The sequence below is a fragment of the Paraburkholderia sediminicola genome, assembly GCF_046027355.1.
Classification (GTDB): Bacteria; Pseudomonadota; Gammaproteobacteria; order Burkholderiales; family Burkholderiaceae; genus Paraburkholderia; species Paraburkholderia sediminicola_B.
In genome coordinates this window covers 51,853-69,101 of sequence record NZ_JAQQEK010000020.1, presented here as the reverse complement: position 1 = coordinate 69,101, position 17,249 = coordinate 51,853, and the positions used below count along the sequence as shown (strand labels likewise).

Annotated in this window: 13 protein-coding genes; 4 read left to right on the top strand and 9 right to left on the bottom strand. The window is 63.6% G+C overall.

Features of this window, described 5'->3' with window-relative positions:
• Nucleotides 1-15 precede the first annotated feature (15 nt).
• Together PQR42_RS29150 and PQR42_RS29145 are read right to left on the bottom strand one after the other, a co-directional pair.
• On the bottom strand, nt 16-2,199 hold the full coding sequence (locus PQR42_RS29150) for an NHL repeat-containing protein (RefSeq protein WP_408389279.1): 2,184 nt from the start codon (nt 2,197-2,199) through the stop codon (nt 16-18).
• 212 nt (nt 2,200-2,411) lie between these two features.
• On the bottom strand, nt 2,412-3,098 hold the full coding sequence (locus tag PQR42_RS29145) for a helix-turn-helix transcriptional regulator (protein ID WP_408389277.1): 687 nt from the start codon (nt 3,096-3,098) through the stop codon (nt 2,412-2,414).
• 65 nt (nt 3,099-3,163) lie between these two features.
• Between PQR42_RS29145 and PQR42_RS29140 the strand changes: the two genes are divergently transcribed.
• Complete coding sequence (locus PQR42_RS29140; RefSeq protein WP_408389275.1) at nt 3,164-4,588, top strand: MFS transporter; 1,425 nt, start codon at nt 3,164-3,166, stop codon at nt 4,586-4,588.
• A complete protein-coding gene (locus tag PQR42_RS29135; RefSeq protein ID WP_408389273.1) occupies nt 4,585-5,580 on the top strand; it encodes a LysR family transcriptional regulator in 996 nt (331 codons plus the stop codon). Before PQR42_RS29140 ends, PQR42_RS29135 begins: the two co-directional genes overlap by 4 nt.
• 6 nt (nt 5,581-5,586) lie before the next feature.
• On the opposite strand, the gene PQR42_RS29130 is transcribed toward PQR42_RS29135, so the two are convergent.
• A complete protein-coding gene (locus PQR42_RS29130) occupies nt 5,587-6,456 on the bottom strand; it encodes a LysR family transcriptional regulator (protein WP_408389293.1) in 870 nt (289 codons plus the stop codon).
• 128 nt (nt 6,457-6,584) lie between these two features.
• Here PQR42_RS29130 and PQR42_RS29125 point away from each other — a divergent pair, with 128 nt between their 5' ends.
• Complete coding sequence (locus tag PQR42_RS29125; protein ID WP_408389271.1) at nt 6,585-8,027, top strand: MFS transporter; 1,443 nt, start codon at nt 6,585-6,587, stop codon at nt 8,025-8,027.
• A gap of 14 nt (nt 8,028-8,041) precedes the next feature.
• Here PQR42_RS29125 and PQR42_RS29120 read toward each other — a convergent pair whose 3' ends face one another.
• From PQR42_RS29120 to PQR42_RS29100, 5 genes are all read right to left on the bottom strand, one after another.
• A complete protein-coding gene (locus PQR42_RS29120) occupies nt 8,042-9,244 on the bottom strand; it encodes an osmoprotectant ABC transporter ATP-binding protein OsmV (RefSeq protein ID WP_408389269.1) in 1,203 nt (400 codons plus the stop codon).
• The gene (locus tag PQR42_RS29115) at nt 9,241-9,894 is read right to left on the bottom strand and encodes an ABC transporter permease (protein ID WP_408232767.1); all 654 of its coding nucleotides are present in this window, start codon (nt 9,892-9,894) and stop codon (nt 9,241-9,243) included. Before PQR42_RS29115 ends, PQR42_RS29120 begins: the two co-directional genes overlap by 4 nt.
• A gap of 15 nt (nt 9,895-9,909) precedes the next feature.
• Nucleotides 9,910-10,806 carry a glycine betaine ABC transporter substrate-binding protein gene (locus tag PQR42_RS29110; protein WP_408389266.1) on the bottom strand — a complete coding sequence of 299 codons (897 nt, stop codon included), beginning with the start codon at nt 10,804-10,806 and terminating at the stop codon, nt 9,910-9,912.
• Entirely contained in the window at nt 10,803-11,519 is a 717-nt protein-coding gene (locus PQR42_RS29105) for an ABC transporter permease (protein WP_408213492.1), read from the bottom strand. The genes PQR42_RS29110 and PQR42_RS29105 overlap by 4 nt, the downstream gene beginning before the upstream one ends.
• Before the next feature lie 664 nt (nt 11,520-12,183).
• Nucleotides 12,184-13,083: a DMT family transporter gene (locus PQR42_RS29100; protein WP_408177625.1), complete on the bottom strand. Its 900-nt coding sequence runs from the start codon at nt 13,081-13,083 to the stop codon at nt 12,184-12,186.
• Between the two features lie 158 nt (nt 13,084-13,241).
• Between PQR42_RS29100 and PQR42_RS29095 the strand changes: the two genes are divergently transcribed.
• A complete protein-coding gene (locus PQR42_RS29095; protein ID WP_408389264.1) occupies nt 13,242-14,159 on the top strand; it encodes a helix-turn-helix domain-containing protein in 918 nt (305 codons plus the stop codon).
• Between the two features lie 42 nt (nt 14,160-14,201).
• On the opposite strand, the gene PQR42_RS29090 is transcribed toward PQR42_RS29095, so the two are convergent.
• Nucleotides 14,202-17,225 carry an FAD-binding and (Fe-S)-binding domain-containing protein gene (locus PQR42_RS29090; RefSeq protein WP_408389262.1) on the bottom strand — a complete coding sequence of 1,008 codons (3,024 nt, stop codon included), beginning with the start codon at nt 17,223-17,225 and terminating at the stop codon, nt 14,202-14,204.
• Between the last annotated feature and the right edge of the window lie 24 nt (nt 17,226-17,249).

The following is a 17,249-nucleotide window of genomic DNA, read 5'->3' as shown; positions in this document are numbered from 1 at the left end:
CGAACGCGACCTGCGTTAAGGCGTCCATCGATACATCAGAATTTTCGCGCGGGCGTCGTCCTCGAGCAGGACGACGTACTCGCCATTGTCGCGCTGCACCGCGCTGATACCAAGATACACGTCCACCCAGCCGCTCGTGTTGCCGACGCTCGCGCCCGGGGTCATGTAGCCGACCGCCTGGCCGGTGCGCGCGTCGTACACGTCCACCTTCTGCGTGTACAGCTCCGCCACGAAGATGTAGTTGCCCGCTACCGCGACGCCCACGGTGGTCGTTTGCGGATTGCTTTGGGTGTTCCAGGGCAGCGAAATCGTGTACTGCTGCGTCGGCGTGCCGGAGCTCCAGTTATCGTAACGCGCGAGCACCGGGCCCGCCTCTTTCCAATGCGTCGCATCCCATGGGATCGCGCTGGTGAAGCCGGAGATGTACATGGTGTCGGTCGCCGCGATGTAGACGATCCGCGCTATCCGCGTGAACGGTTGTGGCATCGCGAACATCTTCGAACTGACGTACGTGTAGATCGGATTGCCAGCGGAATCGAGACCCTGCAACGGCATTTCGCGGATGCCGCTCAACGGCGTGGCGAGCCAGACATTGCCCGGCGTGTCGACCCACCAGAAACCATTGCCGACGGTGCTGCCGGTCGACGGATTGCTGCTGATCTCGCTGGCGTCGACGCTGCCGTTGCCATTGCTGTCGCGCCACAGCCATTCGCCATACGTGGGCTGTGCGGCGGGCCATGTGCCCGGCAGCGGATTTTGCGCGAGCAGGCCGGACGGAATCGCCATTTCACCGTGCGCGGCATCGAAGCGATAAACGTTCAAGTAATGCGCGCCCGGATCGAGCGTGTAGAGAAACGGCTGGCCGTTGATTCGACGCACCATCGGCTCGCCACGCACGCCGCGCGGCTCATGAAACGCGGGGTCGTCCGGATAGTCGAAACGATCGAGCGTGAAACCCGCGTACGACCATTCGTGGCCGACAGGCTGGTTGTAATCGAGCGTGAAGCGCTTCGAGCCTGTGTAGACGGAATTCGGCGTGGCGGGATCGAACGCGGCGCTATCGACGAACGTCAGGCCGTACAGGCGCCAATTGAAGGCGTGCGAACTGTACACGTAGCTTTCGAGCACCGCGCCTTGTCCAACCGATGCCGATCCGACCGGTCGCGGCCCTTCGCCGTTCTGCGCGACATATAGATTGCCCGCGGGATCGACGCCGATGCCCGTCATGCCGTTGAAACGCCAATTGCCAGGGACGCCCTTGACCGCGTGAAAGATGCCGTTGCGCGTGCCGATCGCCGCGGCGGCTTGCGGTTGACCGTTGGCGTCCTTGTTGAAGACAAGAATCTGCTGCGACGGACCATTGTCCGCGACGAGGATTTGCCCCGCCGGCGTAACCGCGATATCGGCCGGCACGGCGCCCGCGGGCAGCGTCAATGTACCGGCGAGCGCGGTGCCATTTGCCGCATAGTGCTGAATCGTTAGGTTTCCAGAAGAGACACCGCTCATCACCCACAGCGTCGAATCGGTATCCACTGCAATGCGTCCCGGCGACGTTACGTTCCACGAGCGCAAGCGCTGCATCGAATTCGCGTCAAACACGACGATCCGGTTGGCGTAGGTATCGGCCACATACAGTTCGCTGTCGGTGGCGGCCATGCCGCGAATACTCGCGTCGGTGCCGGTCGCTACCGTATCGAGCGGCAGAAAACTGTTCTTCGTCGCATTGGCGCTATTGCCGATGCCGCCGCTGAACGGCGCGCCGGTCGCAAGATTGGCGAGTGTGCGACGCGTGATGCCGTAGCACGTCAGGTTGGCTGCCGGATAATCCGCGCCGACCAGGGCGTTACTCTCGTTGCCGATCGACATCGCCGCATACAGGTACGTGTGATTCACCGCGACCGCGTCGCCACCGGCCGCGCCCCAGCCATGCGTCGAACCGGCGACGGCGATCTTGTCGCCCGCGCGGTAGGCTGCGATTTCGCTTCCGCTTTCGTCCCAGGGCGCGTTGGTGTAGACGGTGCCGTCGGCACCGACGCTGATGGCCTGGATATCCTGCTGCATCCATTTGCCGTCGCCGAAACCAAAGCTATTGCCGATCCAGGAAGTGGTGTAATTGAGTTGCGATTGCGCGGACGCATTCAGCGGAATAAGACTGTGGAAGATAACAGCTGCCACGCCCAGGCGAGAGAACAATGTCACGACGGTATTTCCTTGCAAGGTGCGAAGCACACACGGTCGGCGTGTCGGGCGCGCATTCGCAGGCATGCGGATCGATGGGCAATCGCGCACACGTAAATGTTGGCATTTTATCCTCGCATAGAAAAATCAAAAATATATTGATAAAAAATTCTAGCTAAATGTTGAATTGTCCAAACAATCCGAAGCGCATAAGCTCGCGCACAAATGCGGTGCTATTTGCTATTCACGCGGATGCGATAAGCGCAGCGACGCGCGCCGGCCAGCACATGCTCCTCGCGTTCAATCGATCCGTCTTCCCCGACGATCTCCGCGAAGAGCTGCAGCTCCGTGCGGCAAAATCCCTGGCAGGTTCGCGCCGCCGCGCAAATTGGGCAATGGTTTTCGAGCAGCAGCCAGTCGCGTCCGTCTTTCTGCAACTCCGCCATGTAACCCTCGGCGCTGCGAATCTCCGCCAGCTTCGCGAGCCGCGCCTTGAGGCCTTTGACCGGCTTGAGCGCCGCCAGATAATTCGCGCGCGTTTCAACGGCGCGCTGGTCGATCAACTTGTCGAGTCCCGCTTCGCCGAATAGCTGGCGAATCGACCCGAGTAATTGCACCGTCAATTGTGGATGCGTGTCGGGAAAGCGCGCGTTGCCCGCATCCGTCAAGGCCCAGCTTTGACTCGGTCGCCCAGGTCTCGTTTGCGAAGCCTGGCGTCCTTCTACCAATCCGCCGCTCAGCAGCTTCTGGATCTGCTGGCGCGCCGCCTCGACGGTGATGCCGAGTTCGCTCGCGATCGATGCCGTCGACAACGGCCCCTGCACTTTCAGCAGATTCAGGATGCGATCCACCGGCGCGGCTGTCGCCGCAGGCAACGCGACGCCCGGTGAATTTTCCAAGCTTTCATTTGCATATCTCATGAAGCGCCATTATTATCCAAGTCAATACTTGCATAATAAGCCAGCCTCGCACGGCTGTCCACGACATGAAAAATCTGCAATCGAATGCGCCCGCATGGAGCGATCTTCTCAGTGGCAGCAACGGCTGGCGGGCATTGGGTCTGGCCGGCGGCGTCGCGCTGCACGCCACCAACGTCTACGTCGCGACGACGATCCTGCCCTCGGTCGTGCACGACATCGGCGGACTCGAACTGTATGCGTGGAACACCACCTTATTCGTGGTCGCGTCGATTCTGGGTTCGGTGTTGTCGGTGCGCCTGCTCGCGGTGCTCGGCGCCCGCGCCGCTTACTTCAGCGCGCTCGCCGTATTCGCATTGGGCACGGTGGCCTGCGCGAGCGCACCGTCCATGCCGTGGATGCTGGCCGGGCGCACGTTGCAAGGCCTCGGCGGCGGCATATTGCTCGCACTCAGCTATGCGCTGATTCGCGTCGTGTTCGAAGAGCGCCTGTGGCCTCGCGCGATGGGACTGGTGTCGGGCATGTGGGGCGTCGCCACGTTGTGCGGGCCCGCACTCGGCGGCGTCTTCGCGGAACTCGGTGACTGGCGGCTCGCGTTCTGGGTCTTGCTGCCGGCCATCTTGCTGCTCGCCGTGATCGTGCATCACGAGGTGGATGGCAAGCACGCGACCGGCGCGGCGGCGCCCATTCCGTTGCTCAAGGTGGTGCTGCTCAGCGCATCTGTTTTGGTGATTTCGCTTGCCGCCTTGAGCGAGAGCATTGTGTGGAACGCCATCGGCGTCTCGGCCGGCCTTGGCTTCGTCTGGCTGCTCGCGAAACTCGAACGCGACAGCACGCGTGCGCGCTTGTTGCCGAGCGGCTCATATTCGATTCGCACGCGCATCGGCGGCATATATGCTTGTATGAGCCTGCTCGGCATTGGCGTGACCAGTGAAATCTTCGTGCCGTATTTCTTGCAGACGATTCATGGCCGTTCGCCGCTCGCGGCCGGCTATCTGACCGCTTTGATGGCGGCCGGCTGGTCGTGCGGTTCGATGTTCAGCGCCGGACGTTCCGCCGTCGCCGCGCAACGCTTGAGCCGCGCGGGCCCGATCGTCGAAGCGCTCGGTCTCGCCGCGCTCGCGTGGCTGATGCCGCAAGCCGGCCTGTTCGACAGCGTAAGCGGAACGCTGACACTCTGCGCGGCGCTCGTCGGCGTCGGGCTGGGTGTCGGGATCGGCTGGCCGCATCTGCTGACGCGCGTGTTCACCGCCGCGCGATCCGGCGAGGAGAACCTGGCATCGCTCTCGATCACCACCATTCAACTCTTCGCGATGGCGCTGGGCTCGGCGCTCGCCGGTCTCGTCGCGAACGGCGCGGGTCTCACCACGCTGGCCGCCCTGCCGGGCGCGCAACGGACCGCGCTGTGGCTGTTCGCGATCTTTGCGATCGCGCCGCTACTCGCGGCGGGATTGATGCGCCAGCAGCCGCGCCCAACCGGAGAAGCATCGTGATAGATCGCGTGCAGGCCATGCGGATTTTCGTGCGCATCGTCGATACGAGCAGCTTCACGCGCGCCGCGGAATCGCTCGAAGTGCCGCGCGCCACCGCGACGACTACCGTGCAGGCGCTCGAGTCGCTGCTCGGCGTGCAACTTCTGGTGCGCACGACTCGCAAGGTCACGCTGACCGCCGAAGGCGCCGCCTATTACGAACGCTGCGCGCAGATTCTCGCGGCGATCGAGGAAGTCGAATCGGGGCTTTTCAACCGGCCGGAAAATTTGCGCGGCCGCTTGCGCGTGGCGATGCCGGGCATGATCGCGGCGTCGATCGTGGTGCCCGCATTGGCCTCGTTTCATGCGCAGCATCCGCATATGGAACTGGCGCTCGGCGTGCATCACCGCTCGCTCGATCCGGTCGGGGAGAGCGTGGATTGCAGCATCGAGTTAGGCGAGCTGCCGGATTCACGTCTGCTCGCGCGCCGGCTCGGTTTGATCGAGCGCGTGACCTGCGCGAGCCCTGCGTATCTCGCGCGATTCGGCGAGCCGCGCCATCTCGACGATCTGTCGGATCACGTCGCCGTGCACTGGCTGTCGACGCAAACCGGCCGCCGCATGGACTTCGACTTCAGCGTGGCGGCGCGAGCGAGCAAGGTGAAAGTGGACAGCTTCATCCAGGTGAATGACGAACACACTTACCTCGCCTGCGGACTCGAGGGCCTCGGCCTGATTCAGCCTGGGCGCGCGGTTGCCGCGCCGTATCTGGCGTCGGGACAGTTGGTCGAAGTGTTGCCGAAGTGCAGGCCCGCGTCGGTGCCCGTTTCAGTGACGTATGTGAAGAGCCGCCAGATTTCGCCGCGCGTGCGGGCTTTCGTCGACTGGCTCGTCGAGGTATTTGAAAGCGCGCCCGGCATGGTGAGAACGGCCACCGCGCCGCCGGTCGATTCATCACCGTGGCCGGTGCTCGACTCGACTCGCGACGCCGCGCTCGACACGACCGCGCACTAACACGCACTAACGCGCCTGCGCGAACTCGTCCGCCACGGCCGCGATCAGCACTTGCATCCGCGCGGTCTTGTACAGATCGGCGTGCGCGACGAGCCACACGTCGAACGGTTCGGATCGATGCGGCATGACACGCACCAGTTCCGGTTCATAGTCGGCGCGAAAACGCGGCAGTTCCGCAATACCGAAGCCGGCCAGCGCCGCTTCGAACAGCATGGCGGTCGATTGCGTCTGGAACACGAGGCGGCCACGCGAAGTCGGCTCGCCGCACAGCGCCGCCCACGCCGACGGCGAGGCGGGCTGCTGGTACATCGCCAGATCGTGACCTTCAAAAGCCTCGCCTTCGCGCGGTTCGCCACGCGCCGCGACATACTCGCGCGACGCATAAATGCCGACCTCCAGTTGCGCGAGCTTGCGCGCGATCAGATCCGGCGCATCGGGCCGCAGCGTGCGGATCGCCACATCCGCTTCGCGGCGCGTCAAATTGGTGATCTGCGCGGACGTCACGCAGACGATCTCGATGCCCGGATGGGCGCGCCGCATTTTGGCGATGGCCGGCATCACAAAGCGCTTGCCGAGAGAGTCGGTGGTGGCGACGCGAATCGTGCCGGCCAGTTGATCGTCGAGTCCGGCAACCCGCCGTTCAATCGACAAAGCCGCCTGCTCCATCGTTTCGGCCGGCCCGATTAGCGTTTCGCCAGCGGGCGTCAGCACGTATAGCGCCGGGGTGCGCAGAAACAGCGTGGCCGACAGCGCCTCTTCGAGCGCGACGATGCGCCGGCCGACGGTCGCCTGATCGACATTGAGTTTGAGCGCCGCGCCGCGCAATGTGCCGGCGCGCGCTACGGCGAGAAAAAATCTGGCGTTGTCCCAGTTCATCATTGGTCGCTCCCTCCGTCATGCAATTTTGCATCAGATGCATGCGAAATCACTGCTTTGTTGCAGCCGCGCGGGTGACTAGACTTCGGCGATTAAACCGACTCACAGCTTTGTCAGGGAAACGCTCGATGACTGAATGCACAGTTGAAACCGCCCGGCCTGAGCAACGTGCCGAAGAAGCGCCGCGGGCCGCGAGGCGCGCGCGCCTCACGCTCGCGCTGGTGGCGAGCGGCATGTTCATGGCCGTGCTCGACACCACCATCGTCAATGTCGCCTTGCCGGCGATGCACGCTAGCCTGGGCGCGTCCGTGGGCGGCCTGGCGTGGATCGTCGATGCGTACACACTGAGTTTCGCCGCGCTGATTCTGGCGGGCGGCATCGCGTCCGACCGCTTCGGCGCCAAGGCCGTCTATCTGTGGGGCCTTGCGCTGTTCGTGGCGGCGTCGGCGGCGTGCGGACTCGCGCCGAACGTCGGCGCGCTGGTGGCCGCGCGCTTCGTGCAGGGCAGCGGCGCAGCGCTTTTTTTGCCGGCTTCGCTCGCCATCGTGCGAAGCACGTTCGACGACCCTGTCGAACGCGGCCGCGCAATCGCGGTGTGGGCGGGCATTGCTTCGGTGGCGGCAGCCGTCGGGCCGGTGCTCGGCGGCATCCTCGTGCAAGGGTTCGGCTGGCGTAGCGCGTTTCTGATCAATGTGCCGACCGGCCTGGTCGCCTTTGCCGGCGCTTTTGTCGTGGTGCGTCACTCCACGCGCAGCGTCGGTCGCCATTTCGACTGGGGCGGGCAACTGGCGAGCATCGTCGCGTTGGGCGCGCTCTGCTACGCGGCAATCGAGTTGCCGTCGCGCGGCATCGCATCGCGTGAGGTGTGGGGCGCGGCGCTGCTCGCCGTGCTCGCCACGCTGACGCTGATCGCCGTCGAACGCCGCGCGCACGATCCGATGGTGCCGGTCGCGTGGTTTAGCAACCGCGTGTTCGTCGCGATGAATGCGATGGGCACGTTGGTCTACGTCGGTTATTTCGGCTTGCTGTTCGTACTGAGCCTGTATCTGCACGGCGAATTCGGCTTCAACGCCCGGCAGATCGGCCTCACGCTGCTGCCGCTCGCCGGCAGCCTGTCACTTGGTAACGTGCTGTCGGGCAAGCTGCACGGACGCTTCAGCGCCACGCAGTTCATGACCACGGGACTCGGGCTCGCGGCTGTCGCCGTACCGGCAATGGCCATCAGTCTGGAATGGCGCGCGCCCTGGCCCTTCACGTATGCGGCGATGGCGGTGTTCGGCGGCGGCACGGCGTTGTCGGTTGCGCCGATGATTTCGACCGTGCTGGAACAGGTGCCCGGCGAATTGGCCGGCGTGGCCTCGGGCGTGTTGAATGCGTTGCGGCAAGCGGGCGGGCTGCTCGGTGTCGCCATGGCGGGTGCGGCGACGATTCTGGCGCCGCGTGTGTCGACCGCGTTGTGGTGGGTCGCGGGGATCGGCTTTGTGACGTACGCAAGCGCGGCGGTGCTGGCGGGCCTGGCAGGTTTGGCGGCCTTCGCTCCGCGAAGGAGCGAAGGCGCTCGTGCAGCTTGACTAGCCTGTCGATATCACGCGTGTTGAGCCGCTGCGACTTGCGCGGCCGCTGCTTCCGCCGCGGCGACGGCAGGTGACACGATCGCGGCCTGCCCTGTCTGCCGGCGCGAGCGGCCCGAGCTCAGATAATCCGCAATCGAATCTTGCGTGACTTCGCCGACGTAACGGCCGTCCGCATCCAGCACCGGCATCCATGACGAGTTGAACTGGTACATCTTCGACAGCACGATGCGCAGATGCTCGTCCGCGCTGACCGTCGCCTTGAATGCGGACAGATGATCGCCGCACACACCCTGGCCCACGCGCGCCGAGCGGCGCGTCACGTAGCCGAGCGCCTGCTGCTTGTCGTCGACGATGGTCAGATAGCGGCTGTCGCTGTCGTCCATCATCTGGAACGCACGCGCGACCGGCATGTCGGCATGCGCGGTTTCCGGCTGGGTGGCGGCGTCGCCGGCCTTCACCAGCAAGAGGCGTTTCAACGTGCTGTCCTGACCGACGAATGCGCCGACGAACTCGTCGCGCGGATGCGCCAGCAGCGTATCCGGATGATCGTATTGCACCAGTTGACCGCGGCGGAATACGGCGACGCGGTCGCCAAGTTTGATCGCCTCGTCGATGTCGTGGCTCACCATGATCACGGTCTTGTTCAGTTGGCGCTGCATCTGGAAGAACTCGTTCTGAATCGACTCGCGATTGATCGGGTCGACCGCGCCGAACGGCTCGTCCATGAGCAGCACCGGCGGATCGGCGGCCAACGCGCGAATCACGCCGATGCGCTGCTGCTGGCCACCCGACAGTTCACGCGGATAGCGCTTCAGGTACTGCTTCGGATCGAGCGCGACCATCGACATCAACTCCGTGGCCCGTTCGCGGCAACGCTTCTTGTCCCAGCCGAGCAGGCGCGGCACGACCGTGATGTTCTCCTCGATCGTCATATTCGGGAACAGGCCGATCTGCTGGATCACGTAGCCGATGTGGCGGCGCAATTCGACTTCGTTAAGACCCGAAGTGTCCTCGCCGTTGATCAGCACGCGGCCCGACGTCGGCGCGATCAGACGGTTGATCATCTTCAGCGTGGTGGTCTTGCCGCAGCCCGACGGGCCGAGAAACACGCAGATTTCGCCTTCGCCGACGGTCAGGCTCACCGAGTCGACGGCCTTCACCTGCTGGCCATCCTTCTGCGTAAACGTCTTGGTCAGTTTGTCGAGTTCGATCATGTCTTTTGTACTCCCTTCGGGGTCAGCAAGCGTTGCAGCGCTTGCAGCAGCAGGTCGGCGACGATCGCGAGCACGCTCACGAGCACGGCGCCCACCAACAGTTTCATCATGTTGCTCTGGCCGATCGCGCGGATGATCAGCGTGCCGAGACCGCCCGCGCCGATCACTGCGGCGATCGTCATCACGCCGATGTTCATCACCACGGCCGTGCGCACGCCGCCAAGAATTACCGGCACGGCGAGCGGCAAATCGACGAGCCGCAGCCGTTGCCACACCGTCATGCCGATGCCGATGCCCGCTTCCTTGATGCCGGCGTCGACGTTGCGCAGCGCGAGGTAGGTATTGCGCATGATCGGCAGCAGCGAATAGAGGAACACGGCGGTGATCGCCGGCACCGCGCCGATGCCCTGGCCGAAGCGCGAGAACACCGGAATCATCAAGCCGAACAGTGCGATGGACGGCAAGGTCAGCACCACCGTCGCGATGCTCAGCAGCGGCGCGGCGAGCCACTCGTGCCGATTGATCAGGATGCCCAAGGGTACGCCGACGGCAATCGCGCAACCCACCGCGATCCCCACCAGCCACACGTGCTGCGCGGTGAGTTGCAGCAATTCAGGCCAGTTGGCCGATAGATAGTCGAATACAGTCATAAAGTAGATCTCCGCTCAGGGCAGCTTGTGCGTGCGCAGGAATTCCGCCGCGACTTCGCGCACCGGCTTGCCGTCGATGTCGACCTGCTTGTTCATTTCCAGCATCGTGTCGTTGTTCAGCGCGTCGGACAGCGCGTTCAATTGCGGCACGAGTTGCGGGTTCTGATCGAGCGTCGTCTTGCGCACCACCGGCGTGGCGTTGTACGCGGGGAAGTAGTGGCGGTCGTCTTCGAGCGGCACGATGTTGAAACCCTTCACGCGGCCGTCCGTCGTGTAGATCAACCCGATCGGCACCTGGTTGTTATGCAGCGCCGTGTAGACGAGGCCCGGGTCCATCTGCCGCGTTTCCGCGCGGCTGAACTGCATGCCGTAGGCGGCTTCGAGCGGCTTCAGGCCGTCCGGACGATTGGCGAACTCCGCATCCATCGCGAACACGTGCTTCTTGTTCGGCTCGGCCGCCATCTTCGCGGCGAGCTGCGAAATCGTGCGGATGCCGGTTTGCTGCGCCAGCTGCTGCGGCAGACCGAGCGCATATGTGTTGTTCAGCGGCGAGCAATTGAGCCACACGAGGCCACGTTTTGCATCGAGCGCTTTCACGCGTTCGTACATTGTCTTCGGATCGAGCTTTTCGGTGATCTTGTTGTAGACGATCGCGGCAGTGCCCGTGTATTCCCACGTGATATCGACCTGGCCGTTCTCCTGCGCGCTGCGCAACAGCGTGCTGCCGAGACCGGTGCGGGCGTCGATCGTGTAGCCCTTCGCTCGCAGATACTGCGATGTGATCTCGGCAAGAACGTACTGCTCGGTGAAATTTTTGCCGCCAAGTACGAGTGTCGCCGCGCTCGCGTGAATACTCGTGATGAGCAATGCGCCGGCGGCGATCCAGCGGCTGCGTTTGAACAGATTCGTCATGCCGTCACCCCGCGTCGCGCGAGCAGGTAGCGGCTGCCGGCCGAGACGATGCCGTCCAGCACGAGCGCGAGAATCGCGGTGGCCGCCGCGCCGAGCAAAAGCTGCTGCTGGTTGTTCAGATAGATGCCGGGAAAGATCAGCGTGCCGAGACTGTCCGCGCCGATCAGATAGGCGAGCGGCGCGCTGCCCACGTTGATCGCGAGTGCCGTGCGCACGCCGCCGATGATGATCGGCATGGCATTAGGCAACTCCACGCGCAACAGCGACTGCCAGCCCGTCATGCCGAGACCGCGCGCCGCTTCGCGCAGCGCTGGCGAGACGTTCTTCATGCCTTCGTAGGCATTGCGCGTGATCGGCAGCAACGACGCGAGAAACAGCGCCACAAGCGCCGGAATATCGCCGATGCCGAAGATACCGAGCGCGATCGCCAGCACGGCCAGCGAGGGAATCGTGTTGCCGATGTTGAAGATCTGCATGAAGCGTTCGGCATGGCGCGCGAACGACGGGCGGCTCAGCAATACGCCGGCGGGAATGCCGACCAGCAGCGCGAGAGCCATCGAATAGCCGACGAGCAGCAGGTGTCGCTTCGTGTAGTAGACGAGATCGGGCGCGTACTGATGCAGCGCGCTGGGGTCGATCGCACGACACAGCAACGCGACGACCACACCGATGGCTACAAGACTGCCGATCAGTCTGGCAGGACGTTGAATCATGAAGATGCGCCTCCTTGTTCGAGCGACGCGCGGAAATAGCCGCGCCGCACAGGCGTCGAGATGACGCTGCGAATGGGAAGTTCGGGACGCGGCAGATGCCGCGAGGTGAACCGAGTGGTGCCGGGAGTTTGTTTGTGCCCGGCGCGAAGGCGATGGGATTTCGCCTTCGGTGGCGGACCAGTCAGCAAAACTGGTGCCAGATCCATCGATGATGTTGGGCAGCAGCGCTGGGCTGCTTGTCCGACGGGGATTTGAGGCCCCCTATGAATACCGGCTTTTTACCGGCGACAGGGCCTGATGCAAGTGTTGCCAGTTTGCATTCAACCCCTTCTAACTTGGCTTATTTAGCTGCGATTTCGCGGTTAGGGTGCTGGGATTATACGGGCGTTGGATGGGTTCGTCTACCCATGTGGTTAATGCGGAGGAGTTGGTGAGAGTGCTGGCTTTGATTTTTGCGTGATTTCCGCACTCCCGAAAAAGCTCACCCGTGGCTTCCTTCACCACTTTTTGAGCTCCCGAAAATACTCACCTCAAACACTCGCAGGTGCGGCCGGGTCAAAGTGATTCATCACCGTTGATCTACGGGCGCGTTGGCAAACGGCGTCTCTCCGGCACTCTTGCACAGCAGCGGACTGGCGCGCCGCTGTGCGCGCACGAATGGTCGTCAAGAAGTCCGCACCCGCCGCACAAAAATACGCCGCGTGAGATCGAACGCCACCAGATTGCCGGCCACCACCAGCAGCAATCCGACCACGGCCAGCGCGGACCACTGATAGCCTTCGAATACCGTCGATACTGCCAGCGCCACGATCGGAAACAACACCGTGCAGTAAGCAGCCCGCTCGGGTCCGATGCGCCCGACCAGCATCAGATAAGCCGTGAAGCCGATCACCGAACCAAAGATCGCGAGATACGCGAGCGCGCCGAGATAACGCGCGGACGGCTCGACGGCAAACGAGAAGCCGGCCAATACGCTTCCCACCGTCAAGACACCTGCGCCGATCAGCATCGCCCAGCTATTCGTGGCGAACGGGTGCAAGCCCATCGATTGCATCCGGCTCGACAACAGATTGCCGGCCGAAAAACACAGGGTGCCAAGAAACGCGATGCCGAGACCGAACCACGCGGCATGATCGCCGAGGTGTCCGGTCATCTGCTGAACGAACAGACAAACGATGCCGACGAGCCCCAACGCCGCCCCGGCAATCGCCGTGGGTTGTAGCGGCCGGCCCATGAACAGGCGGCCGTTGATCGAATTCAGCAGCGGCGCGGTGGAAAACACCACCGCCACCAGGCCGCTCGGCACCACCTGTTCAGCGTAGTAGAAACACAGAAAGTTCAGACAGAAGAGCGCCAATCCTTGCGCGACCAGGAATCGCCATGCAGCGCGCGGCGGCCAGATCGGCCGACGCATGATACGCAGCAACGCGAACAACACCAGCGCCGCGATCCAGAAACGCCATGCAATGGACACCGGCGGCGGCACCGCCCCCAGTTGCCATTTGATCGCGATCCACGTGGTGCCCCAAATCAGAACGGTGGCGGCATAAAGGGACAAATTCATGGTCAACCCTGCAGCAGCAAATACGGAAGCCCACTATGCCGCAGCCAGGCCGGCCGCACTTGTCCAGGATTGCGCACTTTTTCGGAGTGGCAAGCCGCCGCGCGCGGGCGGCCGTATACTGACGCTTATTCAGTCATGACAAGTATTTCGCCCGCTTCGTGAACGCCAGACCGCCCGCCCACGCGACCCACCCCACTGACTCGCCGTTCGGCCTTCAGTCGGTGTGTCACACGCTGAGCAGCGCCAATGCGAATCTGGACCGCTTCGCGTGGCTCGGCGACCGGCTGGCCATCGCTGTCTGGACTCGCGACACGGAAGAAGCCGAGACCGTCTACGAGCGGCCCGGCCATCACACGTTGTCGTGCTATCTGGACGGCGGCTATCGCACCGAGCGTCAGAAAATGCCGGGCCATTATGGTGCGCCGTCGCGGCTCTGTGCGCTGCCCGGCGACCACGAATCACGCTGGTGGGTGCGCGGCCACATGCATTTCATGCACCTGTACTTCCTTCCGGAGCACTTCACGCAGCGCGCCGTTCAGGAACTCGACCTCGAGCCGCGCGAACTGACACTCGCCGATCGCACGTATTTCGAAGACGCCCGCATCGCCACGTTGTGTCAATCGCTTGCGAATGAAGACTGGCAGGACCCCGACGGCTTGCTGCGCACCAATGAGACTGCGCATCAGGTACTGAGTCTGCTGTTGCGCGCGCAAGGCGTGCGCCGCACGGATGCGTCGCTCAAAGGCGGTTTGTCGGTCACGACTCGCCGGCGGCTGCACGACTATATCGAAAGCCATCTCTCGCAGACGCTCACGCTCGGCGAACTGGCCGGCGTGGCGGCGTTGTCGGAATTTCATCTTGCGCGCATGTTCCGCACCTCGTTCGGATTGCCACCCGCTGCGTGGATCGCGCAGCAGCGGCTCGAACGCGCCCGCACGCTATTGCGCTCCACGACGCTGCCGCTCGCACAGGTCGCCGAGCAATGCGGCTATGCGAACGCCAGCCATTTCAGCCACCGTTTCCGCGAGAGTGTCGGTGTCGCGCCGACTGCGTATCGGCAGGCTATCGCCGCCTGAGCGCGGGCCGGCGCGCTCGCTGCGTTACTGTGGTTACTGCGATTACCGCAACGCCATCGCCAGCACGCGCGCCACGTGGATTGCGTCGACGCCCGCGCCGTCGTGGATCTGATGCCGGCAACTCGTGCCGTCCGCGACCATGAGCGTGTTGCCGTCAATTTTGCGCACCGCCGGCAGTAACGACAGCTCCGCCATCGCTTGAGACGTCGCGTAGTGTTCGGCCTCGTAGCCGAAACTGCCCGCCATTCCGCAACACGACGATTCCACCGTCGATACCTTTAAATCAGGAATCCACTTCAACACGGTTTGCACGGGCGTGAAGGCGTCGAAGGCTTTTTGATGGCAATGTCCATGCACCAACGCCTGTTGTTTGGCCAACGGCTTCAACGCAAGCTGCAGACGTCCGGCCTTTTCCTCGCGCACCAGAAACTCTTCGAATAGGAATGCCTGCTTCGAGAGTAGCTGCGCTTCTTCGCCGAAGCCGTAATGCAGGAACTCATCGCGCAAGGAGAGCAAGCATGATGGCTCCAAGCCGACGATTGGCACGCCGCGCTCCACAAACGGCTTGAACAGATCGAGCATGCGCCGCGCTTCCTGCTTCGCTTCATCGACCAGACCCGCCGCGAGGAACGTGCGGCCGCAGCACACGGGCCGCTCGCCTTGGCGCGTGTTGAAGTGCACCGTGTAACCCGCGGCCTCCAGCACTTGCTGCGCAGCGCGCGCGTTCTCCGGCTCCATGTTGTTGTTGAACGTGTCGACGAACAGCAGCACTTCTTTCAGCGCGGCGCCTTGGGCTGCTTTGCGCGGCGGCATCGCGTCGGCCAAAAATGACTTCTTGAAACGCGGCAAGCTACGCTCGGGCGCAAAGCCCACAGCCCGCTTGAACCACGCCGACAGCACCGGCACGTTATCGGCGAGCGCCATCAAACCCGACATGCGGCTCGCCGTCGACGCGTAACGCGGCATAAAAGCCACCAACTTGTCACGCAGACGCAGCCCGTGACGCTTGACGCGCGCCGCCCGCGCCTCGATCTTGAACTTCGCCATATCGACGCCCGTCGGGCAATCGCGCTTGCAGCCCTTGCAGGAGACGCACAGATCGAGCGTCTCCTTGACGTCGTCGCTCGCGAGTCCCGCTTCGCCGAGTTGACCGGAAATCGCGAGGCGCAACGTGTTTGCGCGTCCGCGCGTGACGTGCTGCTCGTCCTTCGTCACGCGATAGCTCGGGCACATGGTGCCCGCGTCGAACTTGCGGCAGTGGCCGTTGTTATTGCACATCTCGACGGCCTTCGCGAGACCGCCGGATAGATCGTTACCACTGCCCGGCAAGGTCTCCTGTCCGGTCAGCGGATCGCGTTCGACATTCCATGCCGACCAGTCGAGCGCCGTTTCTATGCGATGCTCCTTGTAGCCCGGTGCGAAGCGGAAATTGCGCGCGTCGTCCATCTTCGGCGGACGCACGATCTTGTCGGGATTGAAGCGGTTGTCCGGATCGAACAGCGCCTTGATCTCGCTGAACGCCTGATTCAGACGCGGCCCGTATTGCCACGCGACCCATTCGCCGCGGCACAGTCCGTCGCCGTGTTCACCGGAATACGCGCCCTTGTACTCGCGCACGAGTGCCGCGGCTTCGTCGGCGATCGCGCGCATCTTCTGCGCGCCGTCGCGCCGCATGTCGAGAATCGGCCGAACGTGCAGCGTGCCGACGCTCGCATGCGCGTACCACGTGCCCTCCGTGCCATGCCGATGGAACACTTCGGTCAGGCGGCTCGTGTACTCAGCGAGATGTTCGAGCGGCACCGCGCAATCTTCGATGAAGGACACCGGCTTGCCGTCGCCCTTCATGCTCATCATGATATTGAGCCCGGCCTTGCGAACTTCCCACAGCGCTTTCTGTTCGTTCGCGTCCGGCATCTCGACGACCGAATCGGGCAAACCGAGGTCGGCCATCAGTTCCGTGAGTTGCTTGAGCGACGCGAGTTGCGCGTCGCGGTCCTCGCCTGCGAACTCCACCAGCAGAATGGCTTGCGGTTCGCCGACCAACGCCTTGCCGACCACCGGACGAAACGCCGGATTGCTCATCGCCAGATCGATCATCGTGCGATCGACCAGTTCCACCGCCACCGGCTTCAGCTTGACGATGTGCTGCGTCAGATCCATCGATTGCCAGAAGGTCGGGAAGTTGACCACGCCGAGCGTTTTATGCGCGGGCAGCGGCGCAAGCCTGAGCGTCAATTGCCGGCTGAACGCGAGCGTGCCCTCTGAGCCGACCAGCAGATGCGCGAGGTTCGCGACGCCGTCGTCGCTGTAAGCGCGCGGGTTCTGGCAATCGAACACGTCGATGTTGTAGCCCGCCACGCGGCGCAAGACTTTCGGCACACGCGCCACGATCTCGTCGCGCTCGCGTCCGGCAATCTGCTTCACGCCCGCGAGTATCTGCTGCAAGCGCGCGCCTTGCGGCGCTTCACGCAACGAGGCGAAATGCGCTTCGCCGCCGTCGGCGAGAATCGCATCGATCGCGTCGACGTTATGCACCATGTTGCCGTATTCGATCGAACGCGAGCCGCACGAATTATTGCCCGCCATGCCACCGATCGTGCATTGCGCGGCCGTCGATACGTCCACCGGAAACCAGAGACCGTACGGTTTGAGCCATGCATTCAGGTGATCCAGCACGACGCCCGGCTCGACCGTCACCGTGCGCGCTTCGGCATCGAAGGCGACGACGTTGTTCAACCACTTGCTCGTGTCGATCACCAGCGCTTCGCCGACCGTCTGGCCGCATTGGCTCGTGCCCGCGCCGCGCGCGAGCAGCGGCACTTTCTCGCTGCGCGCGATTTCCAGTGCGATGCGCAGATCGTCCTGGTCGCGCGGCACCACCACGCCGATCGGCGTGATCTGGTAGATCGACGCGTCGGTCGCGTAACGGCCACGGCTCGCCGCATCGAACAGCACGTCGCCGCGCAATGATTTGCGCAGATGCTGCGCGAGCGGACTCGTCAGGCGCGCGGCGGACGGAACCAGGTGGATCGGCTTGACGAGTAAAGCGGAAGTGGGGTTCGTCATATCGTCGGCCTATGGCAAAAACAG